The organism is Salinispirillum sp. LH 10-3-1 (assembly GCF_030643825.1).
In the GTDB taxonomy this organism is placed as follows: Bacteria; Pseudomonadota; Gammaproteobacteria; order Pseudomonadales; family Natronospirillaceae; genus Salinispirillum.
Genome location: NZ_CP101717.1, coordinates 121332 through 144970, shown reverse-complemented (window position 1 = coordinate 144970; position 23639 = coordinate 121332). Strand labels below are relative to the sequence as shown.

The 23639-nt window shown below is 54.5% G+C and carries 19 protein-coding genes; 13 read left to right on the top strand and 6 right to left on the bottom strand.

Going from position 1 to position 23639, the window contains the following annotated elements:
* The first annotated feature begins 14 nt into the window (after positions 1 to 14).
* The 5 genes from radC (at position 15) to NFC81_RS00640 (ending at position 5429) form a co-directional block, all read left to right on the top strand.
* Positions 15 to 689, top strand: coding sequence for a DNA repair protein RadC (gene radC, locus NFC81_RS00660; RefSeq protein WP_304995606.1), 675 nt, complete (start codon positions 15 to 17; stop codon positions 687 to 689).
* A 591-nt stretch (positions 690 to 1280) separates the two neighbouring features.
* Positions 1281 to 1517, top strand: coding sequence for a 50S ribosomal protein L28 (gene rpmB / locus NFC81_RS00655; RefSeq protein WP_304995605.1), 237 nt, complete (start codon positions 1281 to 1283; stop codon positions 1515 to 1517).
* An 11-nt stretch (positions 1518 to 1528) separates the two neighbouring features.
* Positions 1529 to 1687, top strand: coding sequence for a 50S ribosomal protein L33 (gene rpmG, locus NFC81_RS00650; protein WP_304995604.1), 159 nt, complete (start codon positions 1529 to 1531; stop codon positions 1685 to 1687).
* A gap of 204 nt (positions 1688 to 1891) precedes the next feature.
* Positions 1892 to 2704, top strand: a complete 813-nt coding sequence (mutM, locus tag NFC81_RS00645) for a bifunctional DNA-formamidopyrimidine glycosylase/DNA-(apurinic or apyrimidinic site) lyase (RefSeq protein WP_304995603.1) — start codon at positions 1892 to 1894, stop codon at positions 2702 to 2704.
* A gap of 76 nt (positions 2705 to 2780) precedes the next feature.
* Positions 2781 to 5429 carry a DUF2339 domain-containing protein gene (locus NFC81_RS00640; RefSeq protein ID WP_304995602.1) on the top strand — a complete coding sequence of 883 codons (2649 nt, stop codon included), beginning with the start codon at positions 2781 to 2783 and terminating at the stop codon, positions 5427 to 5429.
* A 194-nt stretch (positions 5430 to 5623) separates the two neighbouring features.
* On the opposite strand, the gene NFC81_RS00635 is transcribed toward NFC81_RS00640, so the two are convergent.
* The 6 genes from NFC81_RS00635 to NFC81_RS00610 form a co-directional block, all read right to left on the bottom strand.
* Positions 5624 to 6871, bottom strand: coding sequence for an MFS transporter (locus tag NFC81_RS00635; RefSeq protein ID WP_304995601.1), 1248 nt, complete (start codon positions 6869 to 6871; stop codon positions 5624 to 5626).
* 306 nt (positions 6872 to 7177) lie between these two features.
* Entirely contained in the window at positions 7178 to 7864 is a 687-nt protein-coding gene (locus NFC81_RS00630; protein WP_304995600.1) for a DUF484 family protein, read from the bottom strand.
* Entirely contained in the window at positions 7857 to 8714 is an 858-nt protein-coding gene (gene dapF, locus NFC81_RS00625; RefSeq protein WP_304995599.1) for a diaminopimelate epimerase, read from the bottom strand. Before dapF ends, NFC81_RS00630 begins: the two co-directional genes overlap by 8 nt.
* Complete coding sequence (gene lysA / locus NFC81_RS00620) at positions 8714 to 9964, bottom strand: diaminopimelate decarboxylase (RefSeq protein WP_304995598.1); 1251 nt, start codon at positions 9962 to 9964, stop codon at positions 8714 to 8716. The genes dapF and lysA overlap by 1 nt, the downstream gene beginning before the upstream one ends.
* Before the next feature lie 44 nt (positions 9965 to 10008).
* Positions 10009 to 10116 (bottom strand): lipoprotein, encoded by a 108-nt coding sequence (locus NFC81_RS00615; RefSeq protein ID WP_304995597.1) that lies wholly within the window; start codon positions 10114 to 10116, stop codon positions 10009 to 10011.
* 42 nt (positions 10117 to 10158) lie between these two features.
* Entirely contained in the window at positions 10159 to 13101 is a 2943-nt protein-coding gene (locus NFC81_RS00610) for a class I adenylate cyclase (protein ID WP_304995596.1), read from the bottom strand.
* Positions 13102 to 13233: 132 nt separating this feature from the next.
* On the opposite strand from NFC81_RS00610, the gene NFC81_RS00605 reads away from it, so the two are divergent.
* The 8 genes from NFC81_RS00605 (at position 13234) to NFC81_RS00570 (ending at position 23639) form a co-directional block, all read left to right on the top strand.
* Positions 13234 to 13962, top strand: coding sequence for a response regulator (locus tag NFC81_RS00605; RefSeq protein WP_304995595.1), 729 nt, complete (start codon positions 13234 to 13236; stop codon positions 13960 to 13962).
* Between the two features lies 1 nt (position 13963).
* Complete coding sequence (locus NFC81_RS00600) at positions 13964 to 15433, top strand: ATP-binding protein (protein ID WP_304995594.1); 1470 nt, start codon at positions 13964 to 13966, stop codon at positions 15431 to 15433.
* Positions 15434 to 15650: 217 nt separating this feature from the next.
* On the top strand, positions 15651 to 16919 hold the full coding sequence (locus NFC81_RS00595; protein ID WP_304995593.1) for an ABC transporter substrate-binding protein: 1269 nt from the start codon (positions 15651 to 15653) through the stop codon (positions 16917 to 16919).
* A gap of 141 nt (positions 16920 to 17060) precedes the next feature.
* On the top strand, positions 17061 to 17999 hold the full coding sequence (locus NFC81_RS00590; RefSeq protein ID WP_304995592.1) for a carbohydrate ABC transporter permease: 939 nt from the start codon (positions 17061 to 17063) through the stop codon (positions 17997 to 17999).
* A 1-nt stretch (position 18000) separates the two neighbouring features.
* Positions 18001 to 18870, top strand: coding sequence for a carbohydrate ABC transporter permease (locus NFC81_RS00585; RefSeq protein WP_370529879.1), 870 nt, complete (start codon positions 18001 to 18003; stop codon positions 18868 to 18870).
* Positions 18871 to 18936: 66 nt separating this feature from the next.
* Positions 18937 to 20046, top strand: a complete 1110-nt coding sequence (locus NFC81_RS00580) for a sn-glycerol-3-phosphate ABC transporter ATP-binding protein UgpC (RefSeq protein WP_304995590.1) — start codon at positions 18937 to 18939, stop codon at positions 20044 to 20046.
* Between the two features lie 276 nt (positions 20047 to 20322).
* On the top strand, positions 20323 to 21549 hold the full coding sequence (locus tag NFC81_RS00575; protein ID WP_304995589.1) for a carboxylate--amine ligase: 1227 nt from the start codon (positions 20323 to 20325) through the stop codon (positions 21547 to 21549).
* A gap of 65 nt (positions 21550 to 21614) precedes the next feature.
* Positions 21615 to 23639 carry a hypothetical protein gene (locus tag NFC81_RS00570; protein WP_304995588.1) on the top strand — a complete coding sequence of 675 codons (2025 nt, stop codon included), beginning with the start codon at positions 21615 to 21617 and terminating at the stop codon, positions 23637 to 23639.

Genomic DNA, 23639 nt, shown 5'->3' with positions numbered 1-23639 from the left:
TAAGGATACGCGAAATGTCTATAAAAAGCTGGCCCGAGGGCGACCGCCCACGGGAAAAATTACTTTCGGTTGGCGCTGCCGCCCTGTCTGACGCTGAACTCCTGGCCATCTTCCTGCGCACCGGCCTGCCCGGCTTGAGTGCCGTCGACCTTGCTAGGACTTTGATCCATCAACATGGTTCCCTCGGAAGCATTCTGCAATTGAGCCGCACGGCGTTCTGCGCCAGTCCCGGATTGGGTGATGCGAAGTTCGCCCAACTGAGTGCAGTGCTGGAAATGGCGCGCCGATATTTGCAGCAAGGCTTAAACGAAGCTCCCGTGTTCACCCAACCCGAACACGTGAAGTCCTACCTACAGGCCCAGTTGCAACACCGACCCCGCGAGTGCTTTGCCGCCCTATTTCTTGACAACCAACACCGCCTGCTGGCCTTTGAACCCTTATTTGAGGGCACCATCGACAGCGCACCGGTGCACCCGCGTGAAGTGGTGAAAGCGGCCTTGGCGCACAATGCGGCGGCATTAATCATCTCTCACAACCACCCCAGTGGCGTGGCCGAACCCAGTCACAGCGACCGCATGATCACTGAGCGCCTGCAAAAAGCCTTGGATTTGGTCGACATCCGCTTGCTCGATCATATTGTCGTGGGGTGTGGGGAGACGGTGTCATTCGCCGAGCGCGGCTGGCTTTGAGGTAATAAACCACTTTTGCTCAATCTCGCGGTGTTAAAAAAGCGCTCAGCGGGCCGCCCCAAGTGATGGCTGGGCGTTTGAGGCAGGCTCTAGGGGACGGGACCGCTTGAACCCATCCATGGGGCGCTACGGGGTCGGCATCCTGCCTCCCACGTTCCCTTTCCCCTAGAGCCTGCCTCAAACGCTCAACCAGCCCCAGACCTCAACCATTCACTGTGGTTCATTCGCTCATAAACCACATAACTGCTTGAAATCAGTACAGCCGTCTGGTATAAAGCGTGCTCTTTTTTAACGGGTCCCGCGCCCTGCGCATTGCCACAGGGTGCTTCTGCGAAGGTAGCGAACGCGCGCGACCAAAATTAGGTATGTCCATAAGGGGCATCTTAAAACGTCACGAGCGAAGCACGGGCAAGGCAAAATTCGACGAGAACGCGCAGTTTACTATTGTAAATGAGCATTTTGAGGAGAATTTTAACGCCGCCAATGCGAGCGCAGTAGTTTTAAATGTGCCCTTAAGTGGATTACGTGCCGTTCCATGCTGGGGCGGTCCGAGCATGAATCAGGCGAGCCCATAGTCGGAGGCGATACAAGATGTCCAGAGTTTGTCAGGTTACAGGTAAACGTCCTGTAACAGGTAACAACGTGTCTCACTCAAAGCGCAGAACGAAACGTCGTTTTCTGCCTAACCTGCACACCCACCGTTTTTGGGTTGAAGGTGAGAACCGCTTTGTAAAACTGCGTGTATCTGCAAAAGGTATGCGTATCATTGATAAAAAAGGCATCGAGTCGGTGCTGGTCGATCTGCGCAAGCGCGGTGAGAAAGTTTAAGGAGGCCTAAGATGCCACGCGATAAAATTCGGATGGTATCCTCTGCGGGTACTGGGTATTTCTATACCACTGACAAGAACAAGCGTACTACACCCGATAAACTGGAAATGAAAAAGTATGATCCAGTGGTTCGTAAGCACGTAATGTTCAAAGAAGCCAAAATCAAGTAATTGGTTTTTAGCTCCTACAAAACCCGGCCAACGTCAGTTCGCCGGGTTTTTTGTGCGCGTTCGCTTTATACTTCCGTTCCTGTAACCGACCAACTGCAATAAAAACCTCAGAGGCGAAAATTTGGCTAGGCAAAAAACTCGACATGAGAGTTTTTTTAACTCCGCCAAATTGAGAAAAAGAGGTTTTTAAGGATATCCGATTCAATGCCTGAACTGCCAGAAGTCGAAACAACCCGCCGCGGCATAGCTCCCCACATCGAAGGCAAGCGATTGTCGCAATGGCTGGTGCGTGAACCTCGGCTGCGTTGGCCCATCGAACCGCAGTGGCCCAATCTGGTCGCCGGGCAGACGGTGTACCGCGTCACCCGGCGCAGTAAGTATTTGGTCCTGCACTTGGATCAGGGGCAGATACTGGCGCATTTAGGCATGAGTGGGCAGTTTCGTATTGTGCCCACCGGCGCAGCGCTGGAAAAACACGATCATTGTGACTGGATCATGGAAGACGGTACGCTCATTCGCTACCGCGACCCGCGACGTTTTGGCGCGATTCTCTACACACCCGACTGGACCACGCATCCACTGATCACCAAGCTCGGCCCGGAACCACTCAGTGACGACTTCACGAGCGAGTATCTGTACTCCCAACTGCGTAAACGTCGCGGCCCGATCAAAACCGCCTTAATGGATGCGTCGTTGGTGGTAGGCGTAGGAAATATCTACGCCAATGAAGCGCTGTTTGAAGCCGGCATTCACCCGACCCGCGCCTGTGACCGCATCAGCTTGGCTCGTTGTGAAAGTTTAACCGCTCACATCAAGACGGTGTTAGCACGAGCGATTGATCAGGGCGGTACTACACTGCGTGACTACGTCAGCGCGACGGGGCAAGCGGGCTATTTTCGTATTGAATTGAAGGTCTATGGACGCAAGGGTGAGCCGTGCGTTACCTGTGCGGAACCGCTGCGCGAGATCCGCATGGCTGGACGGAGTACGGTGTATTGCGTAAGCTGTCAGCGCTGATCAAACCACCCTCTATTGGCGTTTAGATCAGGTAAGCGCACCAAGGTAACGGGCGCAAAGCAACACAAGGAATGGAATGATGGACGGCGAAATACTCTTACTGCTTGCTATCGTGTTTGTGCTGCTGTCGGGCAGCTTGCTCGGCTGGGTCAATTTCTTTGCCGTACGTCGGTTGCGCGGTCAAATCAGCGCATTAGAAGCGCAGCTCGCATCGTCCGAAAGCGCGCCAGCCATTACGACGCCATCAGCCCCCGCTCAAGAGCCTGCAGCCCAACCGCTTGCCACCGAGGCCATCCAACAAGACGATCTGATCTTAGACTTGGATCTTCCTAGTGACACGGCGGATTCCAGTAATACAACATCCACACCTGAACCCCTCGTATTCGCCCCGCCGCGCGCAGCACAAACGTTGGTCTGGTGGACTCACCTGAAAGACCACTGGATGGTGTGGCTGGGTGCCATTTGCGTGGGGCTGGCTGGCGTGTTCTTGGCCGCCTACTCCATCGAGCAAGACTATTTAGGCCCACAGGCGCGACTGTCACTGGGCTTGATCACCGGCTTCTTGCTGCACGGCGCGGCCGAAGTACTGCGCCGAAGAGCTCGATTGCGTTATGAATCGCTCGCTGGCTTGGCCGCCGGAGCCAGCGTCATTCTTTACGCCACGCTGCTGGCTTCCGTACACCTTTATGAATTGTGGCCTAATACCTTAGTGTTTGTGCTACTCGCACTGGTTTCTTTAGGCACCATGGCGTTGAGCCTACAACATGGCCCGCTGTTGGCCATCATCGGGATAGTGGGTGCTTATGCTGTACCTGCTTTGTTGGGAGATGAAAGCGGCGACGTACGAATACTATTAGGCTACTGCTTGATCATTGCGGGCTCTGGGTTTTGGCTACTAAGTCGCGTTTATCGCAGTTGGCTGTTCTATATCATCCTTGGTGGCGCTCTAAGCTGGTGTTGGCTCTTACTTGACCAGCCTGACGTTTCTGCATTTTTGCCAATCTACTTGTTCGGCTTGGGTGCATTGTTAGTCACACTACCTTATGGTCGGTGGAAACAAATACCCGAGTACCAAGACGACCCGCTGTGCAGCAGCCTTTTATCCTTCTTTCAATTCTCCACTCCAAGGCAGCGCGATACTGCATTGGGATTACTTGCATTACTCTTCGTGACAGCGCTGATAGCAGACATTGGACAAGAGCTTTACATAATTCATTGGCTATTCATGCTCGGCGTAGTCTGTTCTTCAAGACATCTTGATGAATCTCTTAAGCTGATACCTTGGGCTGCGGTCATTCTATTATTCTTAAATGTACTTGGGACCCACCTGTATTGGGGCTCGCTGTGGCCTCTGACTATAACTACCAGCACTGACTCACCAACCTTATTTGTAATGCTGGCTTTAGTCTCTGTTTTAGTACTTTGGTTTTCGATGCGCACCTACCGCCAAAACCGTTATCCCGCCTTAAGCTTATCGCTCGCCACGCTCACGCCATTAATGGCACTGGCTACTGCGTGGATGCTTGGCGATGTGAGCTTCGACGCATGGTATTGGGCTGCCGTGTGCATTGGACTGGGCGCGTTCTATGCCGACCGTGCCCGCCGTCGCTGGCAAACGGTAGTAGACGCACAAGTGGTGTGGTGGTTTATTGCGGCCCATGCCGCCTATTCTTTGGCCGCGGTCATGGCGCTGTCACACGCCAGCCTGACTCTAGCACTGGCCGTGCAAGTAGCGACCATCGTTTGGCTGATGCAGCGCTTTGAGCTGCCGATACTGCGTTGGTTGCTGCGCGCCGTGATGACATTGATCATCGTGCGCCTGACCCTCAACCCTTGGTTACCGGACTATGCCACCAGTAGTCGTTTAGCGGGCGATACTTGGGTATTTTGGACTTACGGCGGCACACTGGCCTTAGTTGCCTTGGCGCGCTGGTTAGCGACCGGACTGAAAGACACGCAACGCTGGCTAGAGGGCGCCATGTTGCACCTGCTGGTCTTGTTTATTGCCGTCTGTGTGCGCTATGCCCTGTACGAAGGCGAAGTCTTCGCATGGCGGTACACCTTTACCGAAGCCAGCCTGTACACCAGCGTGCTCGCTGCCCTGGGTATCGTGTACGCAGTGCGCGCCCGCCGCGCCGATACCAGTGCGGCGCTGTTGGGTTTGGCTGCTACTGTATTATTAAGCGCCTCCGTCGTTCAGTACCTGTGGTTAGCGGTGGTGCAAAACCCGTTGTGGCAGCGCGCCGATGTCGTGGGCAGCACACCGATCGCCAACCTGTTGTTGCTCAGCTACGGCTTGCCAGTGTTGCTGTTTGCGCTCGCCACCCGTTGGGGCGTAACTGAACTGCGCCGCACGCTAGGCTTTGTTGCGGCTGGTGCGCTGTGGTGGTTTGTTACCTTGGAAGTCCGTCATCTGTGGCACGGCCAACTGTGGTGGGGCAACCGTATGTCGAGCGGCGAACTGTACAGCTACTCTCTAGCCTGGCTCGTACTGGCCGTGTTGGCCATGCTGCTCGGCAGTTGGCGGCAGAAACGAGATTGGTATCGTGGCGGAATGGGTTTGCTGCTGCTTGTGATTGCCAAGATCTTTATTGTCGATATGAGTGACCTGACAGGCTTGTGGCGCGTCGCGTCATTTATGGGCTTGGGTTTAACGCTGCTTGGGTTGGCGTATGTGCACCAAGTTCTAGGGCGACGTGCTGTACCGATTCAAGTAAGTACCTAGGGAAGCTCGGTAGTATTTCACGTGACGCCCTGTAGTGGTCGCGTTACTCCCTCAAGGTGCCCTTATGGCACCAATTGGAGAGGATATAAAAGACTATGCGACCGAATAGCCGCCCCCTTCACGCCGCTTTCTATCAATTTTCGTCCTCCCATACTTTGCCAACTCTTCTTGGGCAAGGCTTTGACTTTGCACAGCTATTTAAGTGAAAACAGTTGGGGATAATAGCGGGCATACGCACCGTCCAAAACCTCACCTTTCATTTTTGCTAGTGAAGACAAATAGGGGACAGCAAGAACCATCACTGATGCGATGAGTAAGCATCCACCGCAAAAAAGTAATGCGACATTGAGGGTCCCGTAGGCCGCTAACGTACCAAACACCCACATTCCCACTGGAATAGTGGACATGCATGCAAGCATGAAGGATGACTCCAACATTGAGCGATACTGAATCGGCGTGGCCAAACTGCGTATTTTTGTGGCGTTAACATTGAAGAGTGCCAGTCCCATACCTGCCAACGCTTGCACGCCAAGCAGGTAAATAAAGTTCTCAACAACCGCGAATGACATAATAGCCAAGGACATAGCAACACCACCAACAACTATGGAGTATCTTGACCCGAACAGTAAGTTGGCAACCCTCACCAGATATGAGCTGCCCAAGAAAAGCCCAGCTGCAAAAGCACCCTGCATGAGCCCTACATGCAGAGGCCCAAGTCCTAAGTTATCCAAAATCACGAGTGGCATTATAAGGATAAGGAATGGAGTGAAAGCAAAGTTGAATATTGCTGATATCGTTGCAATCCAAAGTTCAGTCCGCACACCCCACAATAGCTTGATCCCATTTAACCCAGCTTTCATTTGGGTTGGCTCGACCGACTGCGTATGAAAATCACTTTGAGAGAAAAGTACTAGGATCACCACAAGGAAAGCAATTGCTCCCATCAAATAGCCGGTGCCACCGAAATAGGTCAAGACCGCACCAGCAAGCATTGGACCCAGCAACGGCTCGAACGAGAACATGGCCGTTTTATGGGAGAAAGCGGTTACTGCATGCTCCTTGGGCGATGTCTGCGGAATGATGGCGACACTGGCTGTTGCGACAAATGCGCCACAAATTGACAGTATTATTGCACCCGCCAAGAGTGCTATGGGCACATTTCCACCGAGAGCCAATGGTAGTAATACCGCCAATATCGCGCAGACCGATAGCCGTAAGCTTAATTTTCGCTCCCTTGAATGTATGCTTTGAAAAGACAGGAAAACGAATTGGGCGAAGCCAGCGAGAGATGCAAGACCAAGTACCAACCCCAATCGTGAAGTAGACAGGTCATTTGAGCTGTAGTGCCAAACCAAATAGAGAGAGAACGAAGCTGTTACGGATGAGAACAATAAATAAGCGAATTGAACGCGATAAAAATTTAATGGGAGAACGCTATTCATTCTTTGTCCTTATTAGCTTTATTCGCAGTGTTACAAGCCGCAGCGAATGGCTTCCTTTTTAACCCTTACCCTAAAGCATTTTTGAGAATTTCCAAAAGCTCAAAAGTATGCAAATTGGACAGTCGTCAACGGGCGGGTGGCAAAATATAACATCGTCTTTACTTTACACAACAAATTTGGCGTTCACCTTTGCTGGGTAAGGCAGATAGTGAGTGGCCCCTAGCAACAGTTCGTCGAGTTTGGAAAGCCTGCGGGTATAAATACCCGCCCTACCGCTGGGTAGAGCAGTAAAAACGGCAGTCTGTTCTACTCCGGCGGCGTTAACCAATGAACCGCCAAGCGGCTAACCACTTCGGCGACATAGGTGAGAAAGAGGGTGTCCATGCTGGAGCGGAAGTAGTCTGCATCGTGCGTACCCAGTGCCAGTACGCCCACTACGCGGCCGTCGTAGAGCAGCGGCGACAAGGCAACGGAGCCCACATCGGGTGCGATGTCTTGGCCAAACAGCATCAAGGCTGCTTCGGGTTCAGGCTGGCCGCACCACGATTTACGTTCGTCCACCAGCACGGGCATGAGCCCTCTCATGCTGGCACGATTGGCGGGCATCATTTCTGAGGCGCCCGACAGCAACCAACTTTCCAACGCGACAACACGCACATAGTCCACTTGGAAATTGGCCGTCAGACCGGTACGCAAGGCGGTGAGCATACCGTTCCAGCTGCTGGCTTCAACCAGCGCCAGTACCAGGGCACGCAGGCGCAGGAACAAATGGTCGTTGTCGCGCGCAATGGCGATCAGGTGATGCAAGCGGTCGCGGTGGCTGTTCAGTTCTTTACGCAGCAGGTCGTTTTGTTTTTCCAACAACGAGATGGCTTGGCCGCTGTGGTGATTCAGGCGCATGGTCTTCAACAGGCCTTCGCGCCCTTCGAAGAAGCCGGGGTTTTCACCCAAAAAGGCTTCTACTTCATCCGGCGAAATCTGTGTTTTAACCATCCTGTCCTTCCTCCCACTCAATGGTGCCATCGAACACGAAGGTGGCAGGGCCGGTCATAAAGACTGGCTTTCCTTCGCCTTCCCAACTCAGTTCGAGCTCACCGCCATTCAACTGCAAGGTGGCTGTGGCGTCCAGTTTGTTTTGCAACCGCGCGGCAACCATGGCGGCACAGGCACCGGAACCACAGGCCATGGTCTCGCCGACACCACGCTCGTAAACCCGTAAGCGTGCGGTCTGGCGATTGATGATCTGCATAAAACCTACATTCACCCGCGCCGGAAACGCCGGGTGGCATTCTAATACCGGCCCCAACGTGGGTACCAGTCCGCTGTCGACGTCCTCTACCATCAGCACCGCATGCGGATTACCCATGGATACGGCGCTCAACTTCACGGATGAGCCAGCAGAATCTTCCAGCGGTAAGGTGTATATCGGCGCAAAGGCTTCCGCCTTGAACGGAACTTGATCAGGTTGCAGGCGCGGCACCCCCATATCTACACGCACCAAGCCGTCGTCGAGCAGTTGCAGCTCAATGATGCCACCAGCCGTTTCCACCTTGATGGACGAGCTGCTGCTCAGGCCTTCGCGCGTCACATAGGCAGCGAAACACCGCGCGCCGTTGCCACACTGTTCAACTTCATCACCATCTGCATTGAAAATGCGGTATTTAAAGGCCACTTCCGGCCGCGTTGGCGGTTCAACAATCAACAGTTGGTCAAACCCCACACCAAATAGACGGTCGCCCCACGCTTGCACCATCGCTGGTGTAATGTTGACGTCCTGCCGCACGGCGTCGATGACCATGAAGTCATTGCCTAAGCCGTGCATTTTGGTGAAGTGTATGCGCATCAGAGCGCCCCCTGTTCCAGCGCTAATAGATCATCCAAGGTCTCACGGCGACGCACCAAAGCCACTGCCGCGCCATCCACCATGATTTCCGCCGCACGTGGCCGCGTGTTGTAATTCGAAGCCATCACAAAGCCATAAGCGCCTGCCTGCATAATAGCCAGTAAATCGCCGGTCTGCAGTGCTAGGTCGCGGTCTTTGGCTAAAAAGTCGCCTGTTTCACAGATTGGCCCGACGATATCCCAGGTACGTACGTCACGGCCTTCTGTCATCGTCACCGGCTGTACGCGCTGCCAAGCTCCGTACAAAGCGGGGCGCAGCAGATCATTCATGGCGCCATCGACCACGGCAAAGTTCTTTTCCTCGCCTTCTTTCAGCAGCTGTACCTGAGTCACGAAGATACCGGCATCGGCCACTATCGAACGCCCTGGCTCTAACACCAGGCTGAGCCCGCGCGGTGCCAGCCGGCTTTTGATGTATTCGATGTAGGCTTCAATGTCCGGCGCTTGTTCGTCGTCTTTGTAACTGACGCCCAAACCACCACCCATGTCCACGTGGCTCAGTTTGATGCCGCTGGCGGCCAAACGGTCGACCAGCTCCAACAAGCTGTCCAACGCTTCGGCTAAAGGGGCGGTGTCGGTGAGCTGTGAGCCGATGTGGCAGTCCACACCCACCACTTCGATGTGTTGTAAATCGTTGGCGCGACGGTAGAAGGCTTCTGCATCCTCCACCGGCACACCGAATTTGTTGGCTTTCAGCCCGGTCGAGATATAGGGATGCGTACCCGCGTCAACGTTGGGGTTTACCCGCAACGAGACGGGTGCCTGTACCTTGAGCTCCATGGCTACAGTGTTGATCAGTTCCAGCTCAGGGTAGGATTCGACGTTGAAGCAATGAATACCAACGGCCAACGCACGCGCAATTTCGTCGCGCTGCTTACCCACACCGCTGAATACCACGCGGTCAGGGCGGCCACCAGCGCGCAATACACGCTCCAGCTCACCGACGGAGACGATATCAAAGCCCGCCCCCGCATCAGCCAGTACTTTGAGGACGCCCAGATTGGAATTCGCTTTAACGGCAAAACAGATCAGGCCGTCATGATCGTCCAAGGCGTCTTGATAGCGTTGGAACTGGCTCAGCAAGGCCTGTTTGGAATACACATACAATGGCGATCCGAATTGACGTACCAAATCAGGCACAGCACAGGCTTCGGCGTGCAAAACGCCCTGACGATAAACAAAGGTACTCATATATGGTCGCTCGTCTCCGTGGATCGGTGGTTCGTTATAGGCATTTAGCTGGTAGAAGACGGCGGCGTCGGCTCGGGGAGCGTCAGGTCTGTCTTATAACCACAGGCTGACAACAGCACCAGGCTGAGCAGCACAATGAGCAATCCGCGCATGGAAATGGCTCTCGAAAAATTCAAGGGCATAGTATAGGGATTTTATTGCTCGGGCGCAGCACCGGTTTGCTCTCGATCTGCGCTCGCGTCGGGCTGTTGAATGTAGCGATTGATTTGCGTCTCGATCCGCTGTTTATACAGCAGATAGTGGTAAGTTTGGGCACGCCCTCCCGGCAAACGCGACTTGATGTCATCCGACAGCTGTAAGTCGGTGATGAAACAGGGGTAGCGTTGATCGTCTTGGCGAAAGCTCATGATACGGTCAGCGACGCGCGCAAAAAGCTCCTTGCCCAAAGTCAGCGAGCTGAATTCTTCGTCGTCGACATAGAGGGTATAAAACGGCTTGCCGCCGTTGTCCAATTGCACCAACACCTGTAATGGGTTTGCGTCCAGTTCATCGTCTTCTCCACCGGGCCAGTGGCTCAGGTGTGCCGGTTTATTATTGCGTGACAACCGCACTTCATAAAAGTTGATGCGGCGCCGTGCCAATAAATCCAGATCCAGTATGGACTCGGCTTCATCTTGCGCCATTTGCTGCAATTCGACGCTGCGCAAGAAACGGTACAAATGATTCAACAGATTACTGACGCCGTTATTGACCACTCTGGCCTGAAACAGCGTCGCGTTTTCGTCCAGAATCCAATACGACAGGTGTGACTTCTCAGACTGATAGCAAACGACGATTTGGCCCGGTTTCGCCGATTCCAAAATCAGCTTCAGCCCACTGTGGCGCAACATGGCGTTAGCATCCAACACCAATGGGCTGAACTCGGTTTGTTCTTGTGCCAATAAGGGGTACAGATGACGCACCGTCGGTGCGGGCTGTGCGTAAAAACGCCCTTGGTGAAATTGACACAGGTAAAAGGTCTGTTCAATGCGGATCAAATAGCGGGTGTGCTCGCTGTTTTCACTTTGAAAGAACACCCGGATCATGTCCTGCAGCAGCTCTTTTACCCGCTTCATGGTGGCCGCGGCGCGGCTGGCGCAAAAGCTTTGCACGTCAATTTCCGGCAAGGTATCCGACTGACGATACAGCTGACTGAAGAACGCTTGGAGGAACTGAATCAACGAATCGGCACTGTCGTAACGTGTGCACACGACCTCATGCCAGGTGCTGACGGTGACCACATCCAGCGTGCGCACCAGATTTTCACCCAAGGCACTGTAGTCTAAGGAGTCGATACGACTGGAGATTTTTTGCAAGCCACGCTTCGACAGCTTGGCCATGGGGTCGACGCCGACGTTCACATACACCATGACTTTTTGCGTGCGCGACGGTTCTTGAAAGGTCGTCGCTGGCGGTGCAGGCAACGGAAAAGGCAGCCACTGCTTCAGGCTGGACATCAATTCCTTCACTTCAAAATCACTGAGGTTGCTGCGCTGTGTGTAAACCGGCACATGCAGGTGGCCGGTCAGCAAGCCATTCAAATGACTCCACAACAGTACCTCCATGAAACCACGTGCGTGCTTCAGTGGCGGCGGGTATTTTTTGAGGTCGGTCATCAGCAGGTCGACGTAGGCAGCCCATAAATAGGTGCCGCGTTCGCGCGACGGTAATTGGTGCAAAGTGACTTTTTCCTGACTTAAATTTGGCGCGATCTGCTCGTTCAGAATGTCGATCTTGCCCGGTTTGCGCTCAAAGGTGGTGTGCAACTTACGCCCCAGCACCCGCATGTCACCGCGACTCATGATGGATTGACCGCCGTGCTGTTGGGCAAAGCGCGTCAGGTTGCGGTAACTCTGCGTGAATTCGCGCATGATCTCATTGCGTGCCTCCAACGCCCGCTGAATACCCCAGCTATCGCGATCGTCTAGGACGGCTAAATCCGACCCAGACCACGCCCATTCCAAGGTGAGTTTTTCCATCAGCGCCCGCCGCCAGTTCGCCCGCCCCTTGTTCAAGGGCTTGCTGAGGGCAACACCGGATTTTAAATAGAGGCATTTGCGCAACAATTCGAGGCGCTGTTTCTGCTCTTTTTGGCACAACAACCGCTCAATGCGCCGGTACATCATCACGTAGGGATCAAGGTCGTTGAGATCCAGCTGATTGTCGTAAATCAGTTGTTTGAAGTTGTGGCACAGCATGCTGGGGTTTTGCTTGGGTTCGTGCGCGTAGGCTTCCAACAGCAGCAATTTGAGCAGCGACTTCCACGGTGAATCTATGCCTTTGTACAGCTGCCACATGGCGGCTCCAACGTACTCTTCTTGTGGCATCCGGTCTATTTTGCCGAAATCCACCACTTCGTCGCGGCGCAATAAGGCGTTGTCGAACAGACGCCGGACGGTGTTGTCGTAGTCATTTTCCAATTCCGGCGGCACAAACCACCACACCGGAATAGCACCGGCCAGATGCACGCCCGTGCGGTAAAATTCATCCAGCAATAAATAGTGCTGCGTACTGCCACAATATTCACCGGTGAGAGTTTCCCGCTCCCCCCCACTGAAACGCGCTGCATCCATCAAGAAAAAATGCACTTCCAAATTAAAGCCTTTGGCCCAACGCTCCAACACCTGGGTTTTTTCCACCAAGCGTGCCAATCGTTCTGGGTTCATCGCCGGGCGATGACATATCCAGATATCCAGATCACTGCGAACATTGTGTGCCACGCTGCCGGGGCTGCCCATCAGAAATACGCTGACAATTTCTCGCTCCCGATCCACCATGCTCGAGCTGAACCGGAACTGTCGGGCAAACTGCTCTGTCACCTTCAAGGTGTTTTCACTGGGGGTATAGCCCAGCACACCGGCCGGCACGTCCATGCTGATGAACCCCGGCAATAGACTGCTGTTGAGATGCAACAGCAAGGGCAACATCGACAAGCAGGTTTGCTGTTGCGGTTGCAAGACCTGGCGCACGCGTTCCATACGGCCCTGCTGAATGGCGGCGAACCGTTCACGGGCCGCGTGCACGGTCGCTGCATCCAAGCGCGTGAAGTCTGGATTTGCAACGGGTTGCTCATCTGAGCTTGCAGAGCTTTCGTTCATGAGCAGGAGGATTCTCCGAGTTTGTGCATGCGGTGGCTGTTGTTTTGTAACATCATTGTTACTTTATAATGGTTTGCGCTGAAACCCTTGTAATATAGTCTAGTCGTTATTCCAATAATAAAATCAGTGCCCATGGATAATGCAAGCGAATACACCCATGTGCTGGTGGTCGACGACGACCATGAGATCACCGAATTGCTCGACACCTATCTGACGCGCAATCAATTCCGTGTCAGCACCGCACACAATGGGCAACAGATGATGGCGCGCTTGGATAAGCAGGCCATCGACCTCATCGTGCTCGACATCATGATGCCGGGTGAAGACGGCTTTTCCCTGTGTAAAAAAGTGCGCACGACTTCCGCCATTCCCATCATCATGTTGACCGCCGGTAACGACGAGACCGACCGCATCATCGGCTTGGAACTGGGCGCTGATGACTACATGAGCAAGCCGTTCAATCCGCGCGAGCTGCTGGCCCGCATTAAAGCCGTATTGCGCCGTGTGGAGGATCGCGGCCACACTCGCGAACACGCCGTAGCGCAGAAAATCCAATTCGGCCCGTGGACTCTGGACACGCAGCATCGTCAATTGATTCATGCGCGAGGTGATGTGATCCCACTCAACGGTGCCGACTTTGACCTGCTGCAATTGTTCATCAACAACCCGGGCGAAATTCTCAGTCGTGAAGACCTGTTCCAGCGCCTAAAAGGGCGAGAACTGAGTCCTTATGATCGCAGCATTGATGTACAGATCAGCCGACTGCGTCACAAACTGGATGACAATGGCAAGTCGCCGCAACTGATCAAAACGGTGCGCGGGCAAGGCTATCTGCTGACCACCGGCGTCGAGCATCTCTGACATGAACCTGCTCGGGCGTATTAGCAGCATCTGGGTTCGGATATTTTCTTCGCTGTTCAGCCGCCTGCTGTCTGTCATTGTGTTAGCGGTGGGCGGGTCGTTTTTCCTAGCTACCACCATTTGGATTCAGTACATCGAAAGCGGTAAAGAAGCGGATGCGCTGGCCAGTGTACAGGACCTTGCGGTGTCGATGGCGCAAACAGTCATGTACTTCGAAAGCCTGCCGAAAGAATTCCAGCACATCATTGTTGACCAACAGCGCAATCTGGGCGGCAGTCGATTCTTCCTCAGCGTGAACAAGGAGTTCGTGAACTACGAAACGGTGCGCGACAATCCCCTCAAGCGCCAGTTGATCGACGCCTACCATCGGGCGTTTCGTGACCGCGTCGGGCAGCGCGTTGGCATCATTGATGTCGACTTTGCCTATCCGGACAAGCTGCGTGTGTTTAACACCGGTGTGCTGTTTTCTGAGTTACCTTCGCGCTGGGTGCAGAATAATCTAGTGATGAACCCGCCCGCCCCCGTTTTGGTGGCCCAGATGCGCATGGAAGATGGCGACTGGCTGTACCTAGCCAGTTTAATGCTGCCCGACCCCTACGTGGTCGAAGGGGTCGCCCCCTACACCCCGGAACAGCTGGCGTTTACCATGATCCTGCTGGTACTGCTGATGGTCAGCAGCTGGTTCATTGTGCGTTGGCTGACTCGGCCCTTGCGTACCCTGTCGCGCGCGGCCATGTCGCTGGGGCGAGATATTCACCAGGTGTCAGTGCCCGAGGTGGGCACCTACGAAGTCCGCGAAACGGCGCGTGCCTTTAACATCATGCAGCGCCGCATCCTGACCTTTATCAACGACCGCGACCTGCTGTTTTCTGCCATATCGCACGACCTTAAAACGCCCATTACACGTTTGCGCCTGCGCGCCGAGCTGCTGGACGATGAAGAAGTGCGGGAAAAGCTCAATAAAGACCTGAACGAGCTGGAACAACTGGTGCAAGGCGCGCTGGAATTGGCGCAAAGCACCGATTTAAACGAGCCAACTGGTCTGGTACAGCTCCAGCCAATGCTGGAAGCCATACAAGAAGAAGTGGCTGTGCTACGCCGTCAGGTGCATCTGACCGTGCGGTCGCCCGCCGTGCTGTATGCCAAACCTATGGCGCTGAAGCGCTGCCTGTCGAACCTGATCCATAATGCGGTGTTCTATGGCACTGAAGCCTGGGTGGAGGTGCAGGAAACCGAAGAAGCGGTCACCATCATCATTTTGGACGACGGCCCCGGTGTGCCTGAACAGGAACTGGAACACATTTTTGACCCCTTCGTGCGCCTCGAAGGCTCACGCAGCCGACACACTGGCGGTACGGGCTTGGGCATGACCATTGCGCGCAACATCGTACACAGTCACGGTGGCGACATTCACCTGCGGAATCGCATGGGTGCGGGCTTGGAAGTGCGTATATTTCTGCCGCGCGAATAGGTTTTGTAACAGCCTTGTTACAATTAGTCTGGCACCGCGCAGCCCGCTGGGTGCAGGTGTCCGAGCCGAGTCTTCGCCACCCACTTACCGCACGAAGCGCGGCGTTACATTAGGTTGCGCTATCTTACGTGTATTCATACCCACCCCGAACTAGAGTTAGCTCGTCACGTAATGACGTGCCTATTGATAACAACAAAAAAGCAGAGGATCGACTCTCATGACCCGTATCTCATTGAAACACGCTAAAAAGACTGTCATTGCCGCCGCCCTCGCAGGCTCTATGGCCACCAGCGCTGTTGCTGGTGAAGTAGAAGTGCTGCACTGGTGGACTTCCGGCGGTGAAGCGCGCGCCATCAGCGTGCTGAAAGAAATGGTCGAAAGCGAAGGCCATACGTGGAAAGACTTCGCGGTAGCCGGTGGTGGTGGTGAAAACGCCATGACTGTATTGCGCGCCCGTGCCGTTTCCGGCAACCCACCGGCGTCAGCTCAGATCAAAGGTCTGGAAATTCAGGAATGGGGTGACCTTGGTTTCCTCGCAACACTGGACAACGTAGCCCGTGCCGAAGGCTGGGACAACGTACTGCCACCCGTCGTATCGGACGTGATGAAGCACGAAGGTTCATATGTTGCCGTACCGGTTAACGTACACCGCGTAAACTGGATGTGGGTTAACCCTTCAGCCTTGCAGCGCGCCGGTGCCTCTGTACCGACCACCATGGCGGAACTGTGGGAAACCGCTGAGAAGCTGAAAGCGGCAGGCATCACGCCCATCGCACACGGCGGTCAGGCTTGGCAGGACGCGACTACGTTCGAGTCCATTGCGTTGAGCGTTGGCGGCCCTGAATTCTTCGAGCGTGCCTTCGTTGAACACGACCAAGCAGCGCTGACAGGCCCTGACATGCTGAAAACCTTTGAAGAGTTCCGCAAAGTGCGTAACTACATCGACGCTGGCTCACCAGGCCGTGATTGGAACATCGCTACCGCAATGGTTATTCGTGGTGAAGCCGGTATGCAGTTCATGGGTGACTGGGCAAAAGGTGAATTCTCAGCGGCTAACATGAGCCCAGGCAGTGACTACCTGTGTGTTCCTTTCCCAGGCACAGACGGTACCTTCACCTTCAACATTGACTCGCTGGCGATGTTCTCGCAGCGTAATACAGCGAACGTAGAAGCTCAGCAAACGATGGCACGCTTGGTGTTGTCACCGGAGTTCCAAGAAACCTTCAACCTGAACAAAGGCTCTATTCCCGTTCGTCTGGACCAGAATATGGCGCCTTTCGATGAGTGCGCAGTCAGTGCAATGAACACCTTCCAGGAGACTTCACAGTCTGGTTCTGGCTTGGTGCCTTCAATGGCGCACGGCATGTCCACCACCTCAGCAGTGAGCGGTGCGATCTTTGACGTGGTGACTACGTACTTCAACAGCAACATGAGTGCGCAAGACGGCGTACGTCAACTGGCCAACGCAGTCCGCGCGGCTCAGTAACGGCTAACACTGTCGAGGCTCATTCGGCTGCGGCCAGATGAGCCTCAGCACGACCCAAAAGCCTGACCTATACTGCAACGGACGCCTCTCGGCACCACTCGTTCAATGGATCAGGCTTTTTTACGACCACAGGATCTATCCATGACCCAATCACTCTCTTCCAAGTCAACGAGCGGCACCACGCGTCGCACGCGACACGTCAGTCTGGGAGACCGACTCGCCAGCTGGATACCCAAGCTCGTCGTTTCGCCGACCTTGCTGATCACGCTGATCTTTGTCTATGGCTTTGTTATCTGGACAGCGGTTCTGTCGTTCACTAATTCGCGGATCTTGCCGCGTTACGATTTCGTCGGGTGGGACAACTACGTCCGCCTGTTTGCCAATGAACGCTGGATGGTAGCCCTGAAAAACCTTGGGGTTTACGCCTTCCTGTTCATCGCTATCTGCTTGATCATCGGCCTGCTGATGGCCATCTTGCTCGACCAGCGTATTCGCGCCGAAGGCGCTCTGCGCACCATCTATCTGTACCCCATGGCGCTCTCGTTCATTGTGACCGGTACCGTGTGGAAGTGGATGCTCAACCCCCAAGTGGGCTTGGAGCAATTTATGATCAGTCTCGGCTGGGAAAGTTTCCGCTTCGACTGGATTGTAAACCCCGATTTTTCCATCTACACCGTGGTCATTGCCGCCGTGTGGCAGTCATCCGGCTTTGTTATGGCCTTGTTCCTGGCTGGCCTGCGTGGCGTCGATGACAGCATCATCAAGGCCGCGCAAATCGACGGTGCGTCGCCCATCACGATTTATACGCGCATCATCATTCCAAGCCTGCGCCCGGTATTTTTCAGCGCCTTTATTATGCTGGCCCACATCGCCATCAAGTCGTTTGACCTTGCCTTGGCGCTGACCGGCGGTGGCCCAGGTATCAGTTCTGACCTGCCCGCCATCTTCATGTTCCAGTTCTCGTTCAACCGCGGACAAATGGGCATCGGTGCGGCATCGGCCATGATCATGTTGCTGGGTATCGTCGCCATACTGGTGCCCTTCTTGTATTCCGAGTTGCGGGTGAAGAAAGATGACTAAAATGACCAATAAACGTTACGCCGAAATCACCGGCCGCAGCATTCTGTACGCCATATTGGCGATCATGGCCCTGTACTACCTGCTGCCGTTGATGCTGATGATCACCACTTCATTCCGTTCCATGGATGAGATCCGTCTCGGTCAATTGATCGCCTGGCCAGAAACCTGGACCGCTGAAGCGTGGCGCTTGGCGTGGAGCGAAGCGCAGATCGGCGCACGCTCAGAGCGCGGGCTGAAACCCTACTTCATCAACTCCATCATCATGGTTATTCCGGCGGTCACCATTTCCACCGTGATCGGCGCGTTGAACGGCTATGTACTGAGTTTCTGGAAATTCAAAGGCGCCAACCTGTTCTTCGGCATGATGTTGTTTGGCTGCTTCCTGCCGTTCCAAGCCATCTTGCTACCGCAAGCCATGGTATTGGGCAAGCTAGGCATCAGCGGCTCCATTGTCGGGCTGATCTTCACCCACGTGGTGTACGGCATTGCGTTCACGACGCTGTTTTTCCGTAACTACTACGTCACCATTCCCGGTGAGCTGATCAAAGCCGCGCAGCTGGACGGCGCCGGTTTCTGGCGTATCTTCTGGCGCATCATCTTGCCGTTGTCGACCCCTATATTGGTAGTCAGTGTGATCTGGCAGTTCACGCAGATCTGGAACGACTTTTTGTTTGGCGTGTCGTTCTCTGACCCGTCATCACAACCGGTGACGGTTGGTCTGAATAACTTGGTGAACAGCTCCACCGGTGAGCGCCGCTACAACGTGGACATGGCCGGGGCCATCATCGCTGCCCTGCCGACACTGGCGGTTTATGTCATCGCCGGTAAGTATTTTGTACGCGGATTAACAGCGGGCTCTGTTAAAGGTTAATGGGCTCCCTGACAAACGAATTCATACCCAAGCGGCGGTAGACCGGTTGGCACAGAGGAAACACAGATGGCTAGTTTAATTATTGATAACGTAAAAAAGTCCTTCGGCAGTACTGATATTCTGAAGGGCATCAGTATGGACATCGAAGATGGCGAATTCATCATCTTGGTTGGCCCATCGGGGTGTGGTAAGTCCACCTTGATGAACTGCATCGCCGGTTTGGAGGAAGTCACCTCCGGCCAGATCTGCATCGACAACGACGACATCACCAACGTGATGCCGAAAGACCGCGACATCGCCATGGTGTTTCAGTCCTACGCGCTCTACCCCAATATGAACGTGTACAAGAACATCGCTTTTGGCTTGGAAATTCGCAAGTTGCCGAAAGAAGAGATTGAAAAGGAAGTACAGCGCGTCGCTGCCCTGCTGCAGATCGAGCACCTGCTGAAGCGTAAGCCCGGCCAATTGTCCGGTGGTCAGCGCCAGCGTGTAGCCATGGGCCGTGCGTTAGCCCGGCATCCAAAGATCTACCTGTTCGACGAACCACTGTCCAACCTCGACGCCAAATTGCGCGTTGAAATGCGTACCGAAATCAAGAAGCTACACCAGCGCTTAGGCACCACCATTGTGTACGTGACGCACGACCAGATCGAAGCCATGACGCTGGCTAACCGCATAGCCGTGATGAAAGACGGTCACGTGCAGCAGTTCGGCACGCCGCAAGAAGTGTACGACGACCCGGCGAACCTTTTTGTCGCAGGCTTTATGGGTTCACCGGCTATGAACTTCATTGAAGTCGACATCGTGGAATTTGAAAATGAAGTCTGTGTAGCGTTGGAAGTCTCCGGCACCCTGCACCATCTGCCGATCCCCAAGCAAGAGCAAACCGTTCGCTCGCGTGTGGGTGACCGCGTAATCCTGGGTATACGCCCGGAACAGATTACGCACGTTGTCCCCTACGCAGAAGACCAACCCAACATGGTAAAGTTTGACGGTAAGGTCGATGTGGTCGAGCCGACCGGTGCCGACACCCTGGTATTGGTGAACATGAACGGCCAAGAGGTGAACTGCCGTGTACACCCTACGGAGGCTGTGCCGCCGGGCGACACCATGACGTTCTTGATGAACATGGACAAAGCGGTGTTCTTCGACCTCAAAACAGAAAACCGGATTTAACACCAAACCTTTTCATGTGACCGGCTTCATTGTGGTAGTTGGTACTTAGCGCATCTCATCGGGGTGCGCTTTTTTTTGCGTTAAGAAAAATAAACCAAGCCGTAATTCTGACCCCGCCTGGGTCAGTCTCAGTAAGCGGTCAAGGCCGTTGTCCCGTCAACCCCCCGTATAAACCCGGCACCTAAGTGTACGGACCTCCACCGTTAGCGTATGGTGGGGTCTCTGCTGGTGCAATCGAGAGGTTGGATCCGTCACTCTACACAAGAGGACTCTCTTATGAAGAACGATCCAAACAAGGGTTACATCGCGCTATTAGGTTGGAGTTTAAATGCCATTGAAGCGGCTGAAAATTTTGACCGTCGCTACGTCGTTGTCGCGCCAGACTGGGCGCTAGACTACTGCGAAAAACACGACATTCCATACGTTCCTTGGAACTTTGAGCGTTTGAATGACCGATCGATGGAAATTGCCGAAACGCTGAAAGAAATGGGCGTCAATGTCGCTATTCCATTGTTCGAAGAGACGGTCGAATGGGCCGGTGCCATCAACGCGGTGCTGTTGAATAACCCAAGGCTGCTGGGCCAAAGCATGTTAATGCGTGATAAGTCGCTGATGAAGCGCCGCGCTCAGTTGGGTGGTATACGCGTGGGTATTTTTGAGGAAGCGCACGATCGCGAAGACGTGATTCGCTTTCTGAAGCGGGTTAATCAAACCTTGCTAAAACTGGACGGTGATCCGAACGATCCGATTCACTTCAAGGCTTTCGACAAAGCCGGTTGCTTGGGGCACCGGGTGATCCGCACGCCGGATGACGTCGATGGTATTCCAGATGATGAGTTTCCCTCGCTCATGGAGTCGCATCTCGATGGATGGGAGTTCGCGGTAGAAGCCTGGATTCACGACGGCAAAATTCAGTTTCTGAACATTTCTGAATACGTCACCTTGGGTTACTCGGTGTTTGTACCGGCATCACCCGAGTTGGAGAAATATCGCGCGCAAATTACCGGCGAGATCGAGAAACTGATCAAAACCTTCGACATCGAATTCGGCATGATTCACCCGGAATACTTTGTGACCAGCGACGGCACCATGTATTTTGGTGAAGTAGCGTATCGTCCGCCCGGCTTTAAGGTGTTTGAATTGCTGGAAAGGGTTTACAAGGGCTTCAATGCCTACCAAGCGACCATGCTGGTGTTTGACCCCAAATCGACGCCAGAAGAAGTCGCGGCTTATTTTCCGGATGAATTAGCGGATGCTAAACAGCACGCCGGATGTTTCGGTGTGTATCCGCGCCGACGAGTGGTCAGCAAGCTGGAAATACCAGAAGAAACGGAAGACCACCCGTATTTTGAATCACACGAACTGACAACACCCATGGAAGAAATTGTCACCAAGCGCACCGCGTTTGGCACCCATTGGGGGTTAATATATTTCGCCGGTGAAGATCCGGATGAAATGAAGCGCTTGCTTAAGCACCAGGAAGATCTGGATTTTTACATTTAGCGTGAACCGGGCTGAGGCGTGGCTGTAGCGTCCGCTTCACCTCTGATTTGTGCGGGAGTCAGTGCGTGACCAATGAGAAATCTGAACCAACGTCTCAGGCTAACCGGCTAGAAGGCTTGCTTAAGCAGTTGGATGACGCAGTAGCCTTGTTGGCTGCGGCACCCGAGTTCGCTAAGGTGAATAAGATCGGTCGTGTCTTTGATACGGCGCGCCGCGTTCTAATGCAGGACGCCGGCTGTGCCACACTGGAAGAACGCATGCCCTCCATCGAGCGCGCCGGTATCTTCCTAGGCTCGGACTGGGCCACCCCGCAGCTGCTTCTGCCAGCATTAACGCGCTTTTCGCTGCAAAGCCCAGCGGCGGAAACGGTGGTGATCGAGTCACTCAGTGAATTGCGTTTTTTAGCGGTTAGCAAAGGCGAATACGTACACGAGCAGCTGACAGCTGAACAAGCGCACCAATTTCTCACGCAAGTTCTGGCAACCAACCTGTCCATGTTGTTTACCCCGCCGAGCGAAGCGGAACGGGAGACACAAGGACGCTTGGCGCAAGTTCCGAGAAACCTACTGCAGCACATCGCCGCACGCATTGGCTTTGAGCATGTGATTGATCAGCTGATCGGTGAGATTTGGCGTATCTTGCAGCAACGCCCCATCCAGGTCGATGCGGTTAAACAGATGGTGACGCAGATTGCGATTTGCCAAGCCGACCCCGACATTGACTTGGGCGCCAGCGGGCAAGGCGCTGATCGCTTGGTCAGCAGCCTGTTTGGTCCAACGCGCGCGTGCCGGGAAGACCCAGGGCTGGAGGTTTATCAACAGCGCCTTGAGCGGATGGACGACAGCGCCTTGCAAAGTGAGGCCACTGGTTTCGCCCGCGCTATGCACGACACAGGGCTCGTGTCGGCCTATCATGCGGTCTTCTTGCGTCACCTGAACGACAATGACGACTTCCTGCTGCCCGAGGCACTGGGTTTATCCGCTACCGGGCGTGACTGCTGGCTGTGTTATCGCCCGCTGGTGAAAGCCCTGATTGCCGAGGCCGTGCACCCGCTGACGCCGCAAGCGATCTATGGACTGGCCTTGATGCTGGAGCGCGGCATTCTCTACCACCCATCGCTGGCCCCAGCCTTATGGCGGCAATTAGCGCTAATACTGTCGCCGTGGTCGCGCGAACGCTTGGCATTGGCGTTTGGTGAGGCCGTTTCGCCACGCTCTCGCCTGCTGGAAGGCGTGCTCTGTATGCTGGGGCAGCCGCTGGGCGTGGGACAGGGCAATAACCCGACCTGCCAGTCAGCCCGAGCCTTATCGATGTGGGCCTATAATGACCCGGATTATTTGTTGCAGATGGTGGTGTGGGCGGCGCGTGACGACGAAGTGGTTATGCACTTTGAAGGGCAGCCGATTTCCTCTGGCGACAGCGTGTCCGGCGTGGCGCAAAGCCTACCCATAGACCTCGATGCGGTGTCCTTGCTGGTGGTGCCCCATTTGGATCGCATTTACGCCGAAATGGGGCGACGCTGCATCGGCCGTGAAGGCGATCCGCACCGCTGGGTAAACCCGGAGTTTCACGGTTGGTGGTCCGGCCGCGGGTTTCGCATCAATGTGGATGTGAGCACCGGCTCGCTGATGGAGATCGATGACTTTTTACGCCACTTCTACGCCTCCTATCACCCGTTCTACAACGGCAATCAGCCCATCATTCACCCACAGCCTGCGGGCATTGCCGTAACAGACAGCGCCGCACGCTTTATTGGCTGGCACGCTATCACCTTATTGCGCGTCGCTTTAGACCCGGATGATGTGATGCGGCTCTACTTCTATAACCCCAACAACGACAGCGGGCAAGACTGGGGCGATGACGTGGTGGTCAGCACGGCGGACAAGGGTGAGCGCTATGGCGAGGCATCCCTACCCTTTGTGCAGTTCGCCTCCCGCCTCTACATTTTTCACTTCGATCACTTGGAAAGCGGCGAACCCGCCTTGGTTACCGAGGAAGAGCTGGAACAGGTGAAGGGCTACCTGTATCGCAGTTGGGGCAAAGACCGCATACCGGCCGGTGGCCTGCAGGCCAGCGCAGTCAACGATTAA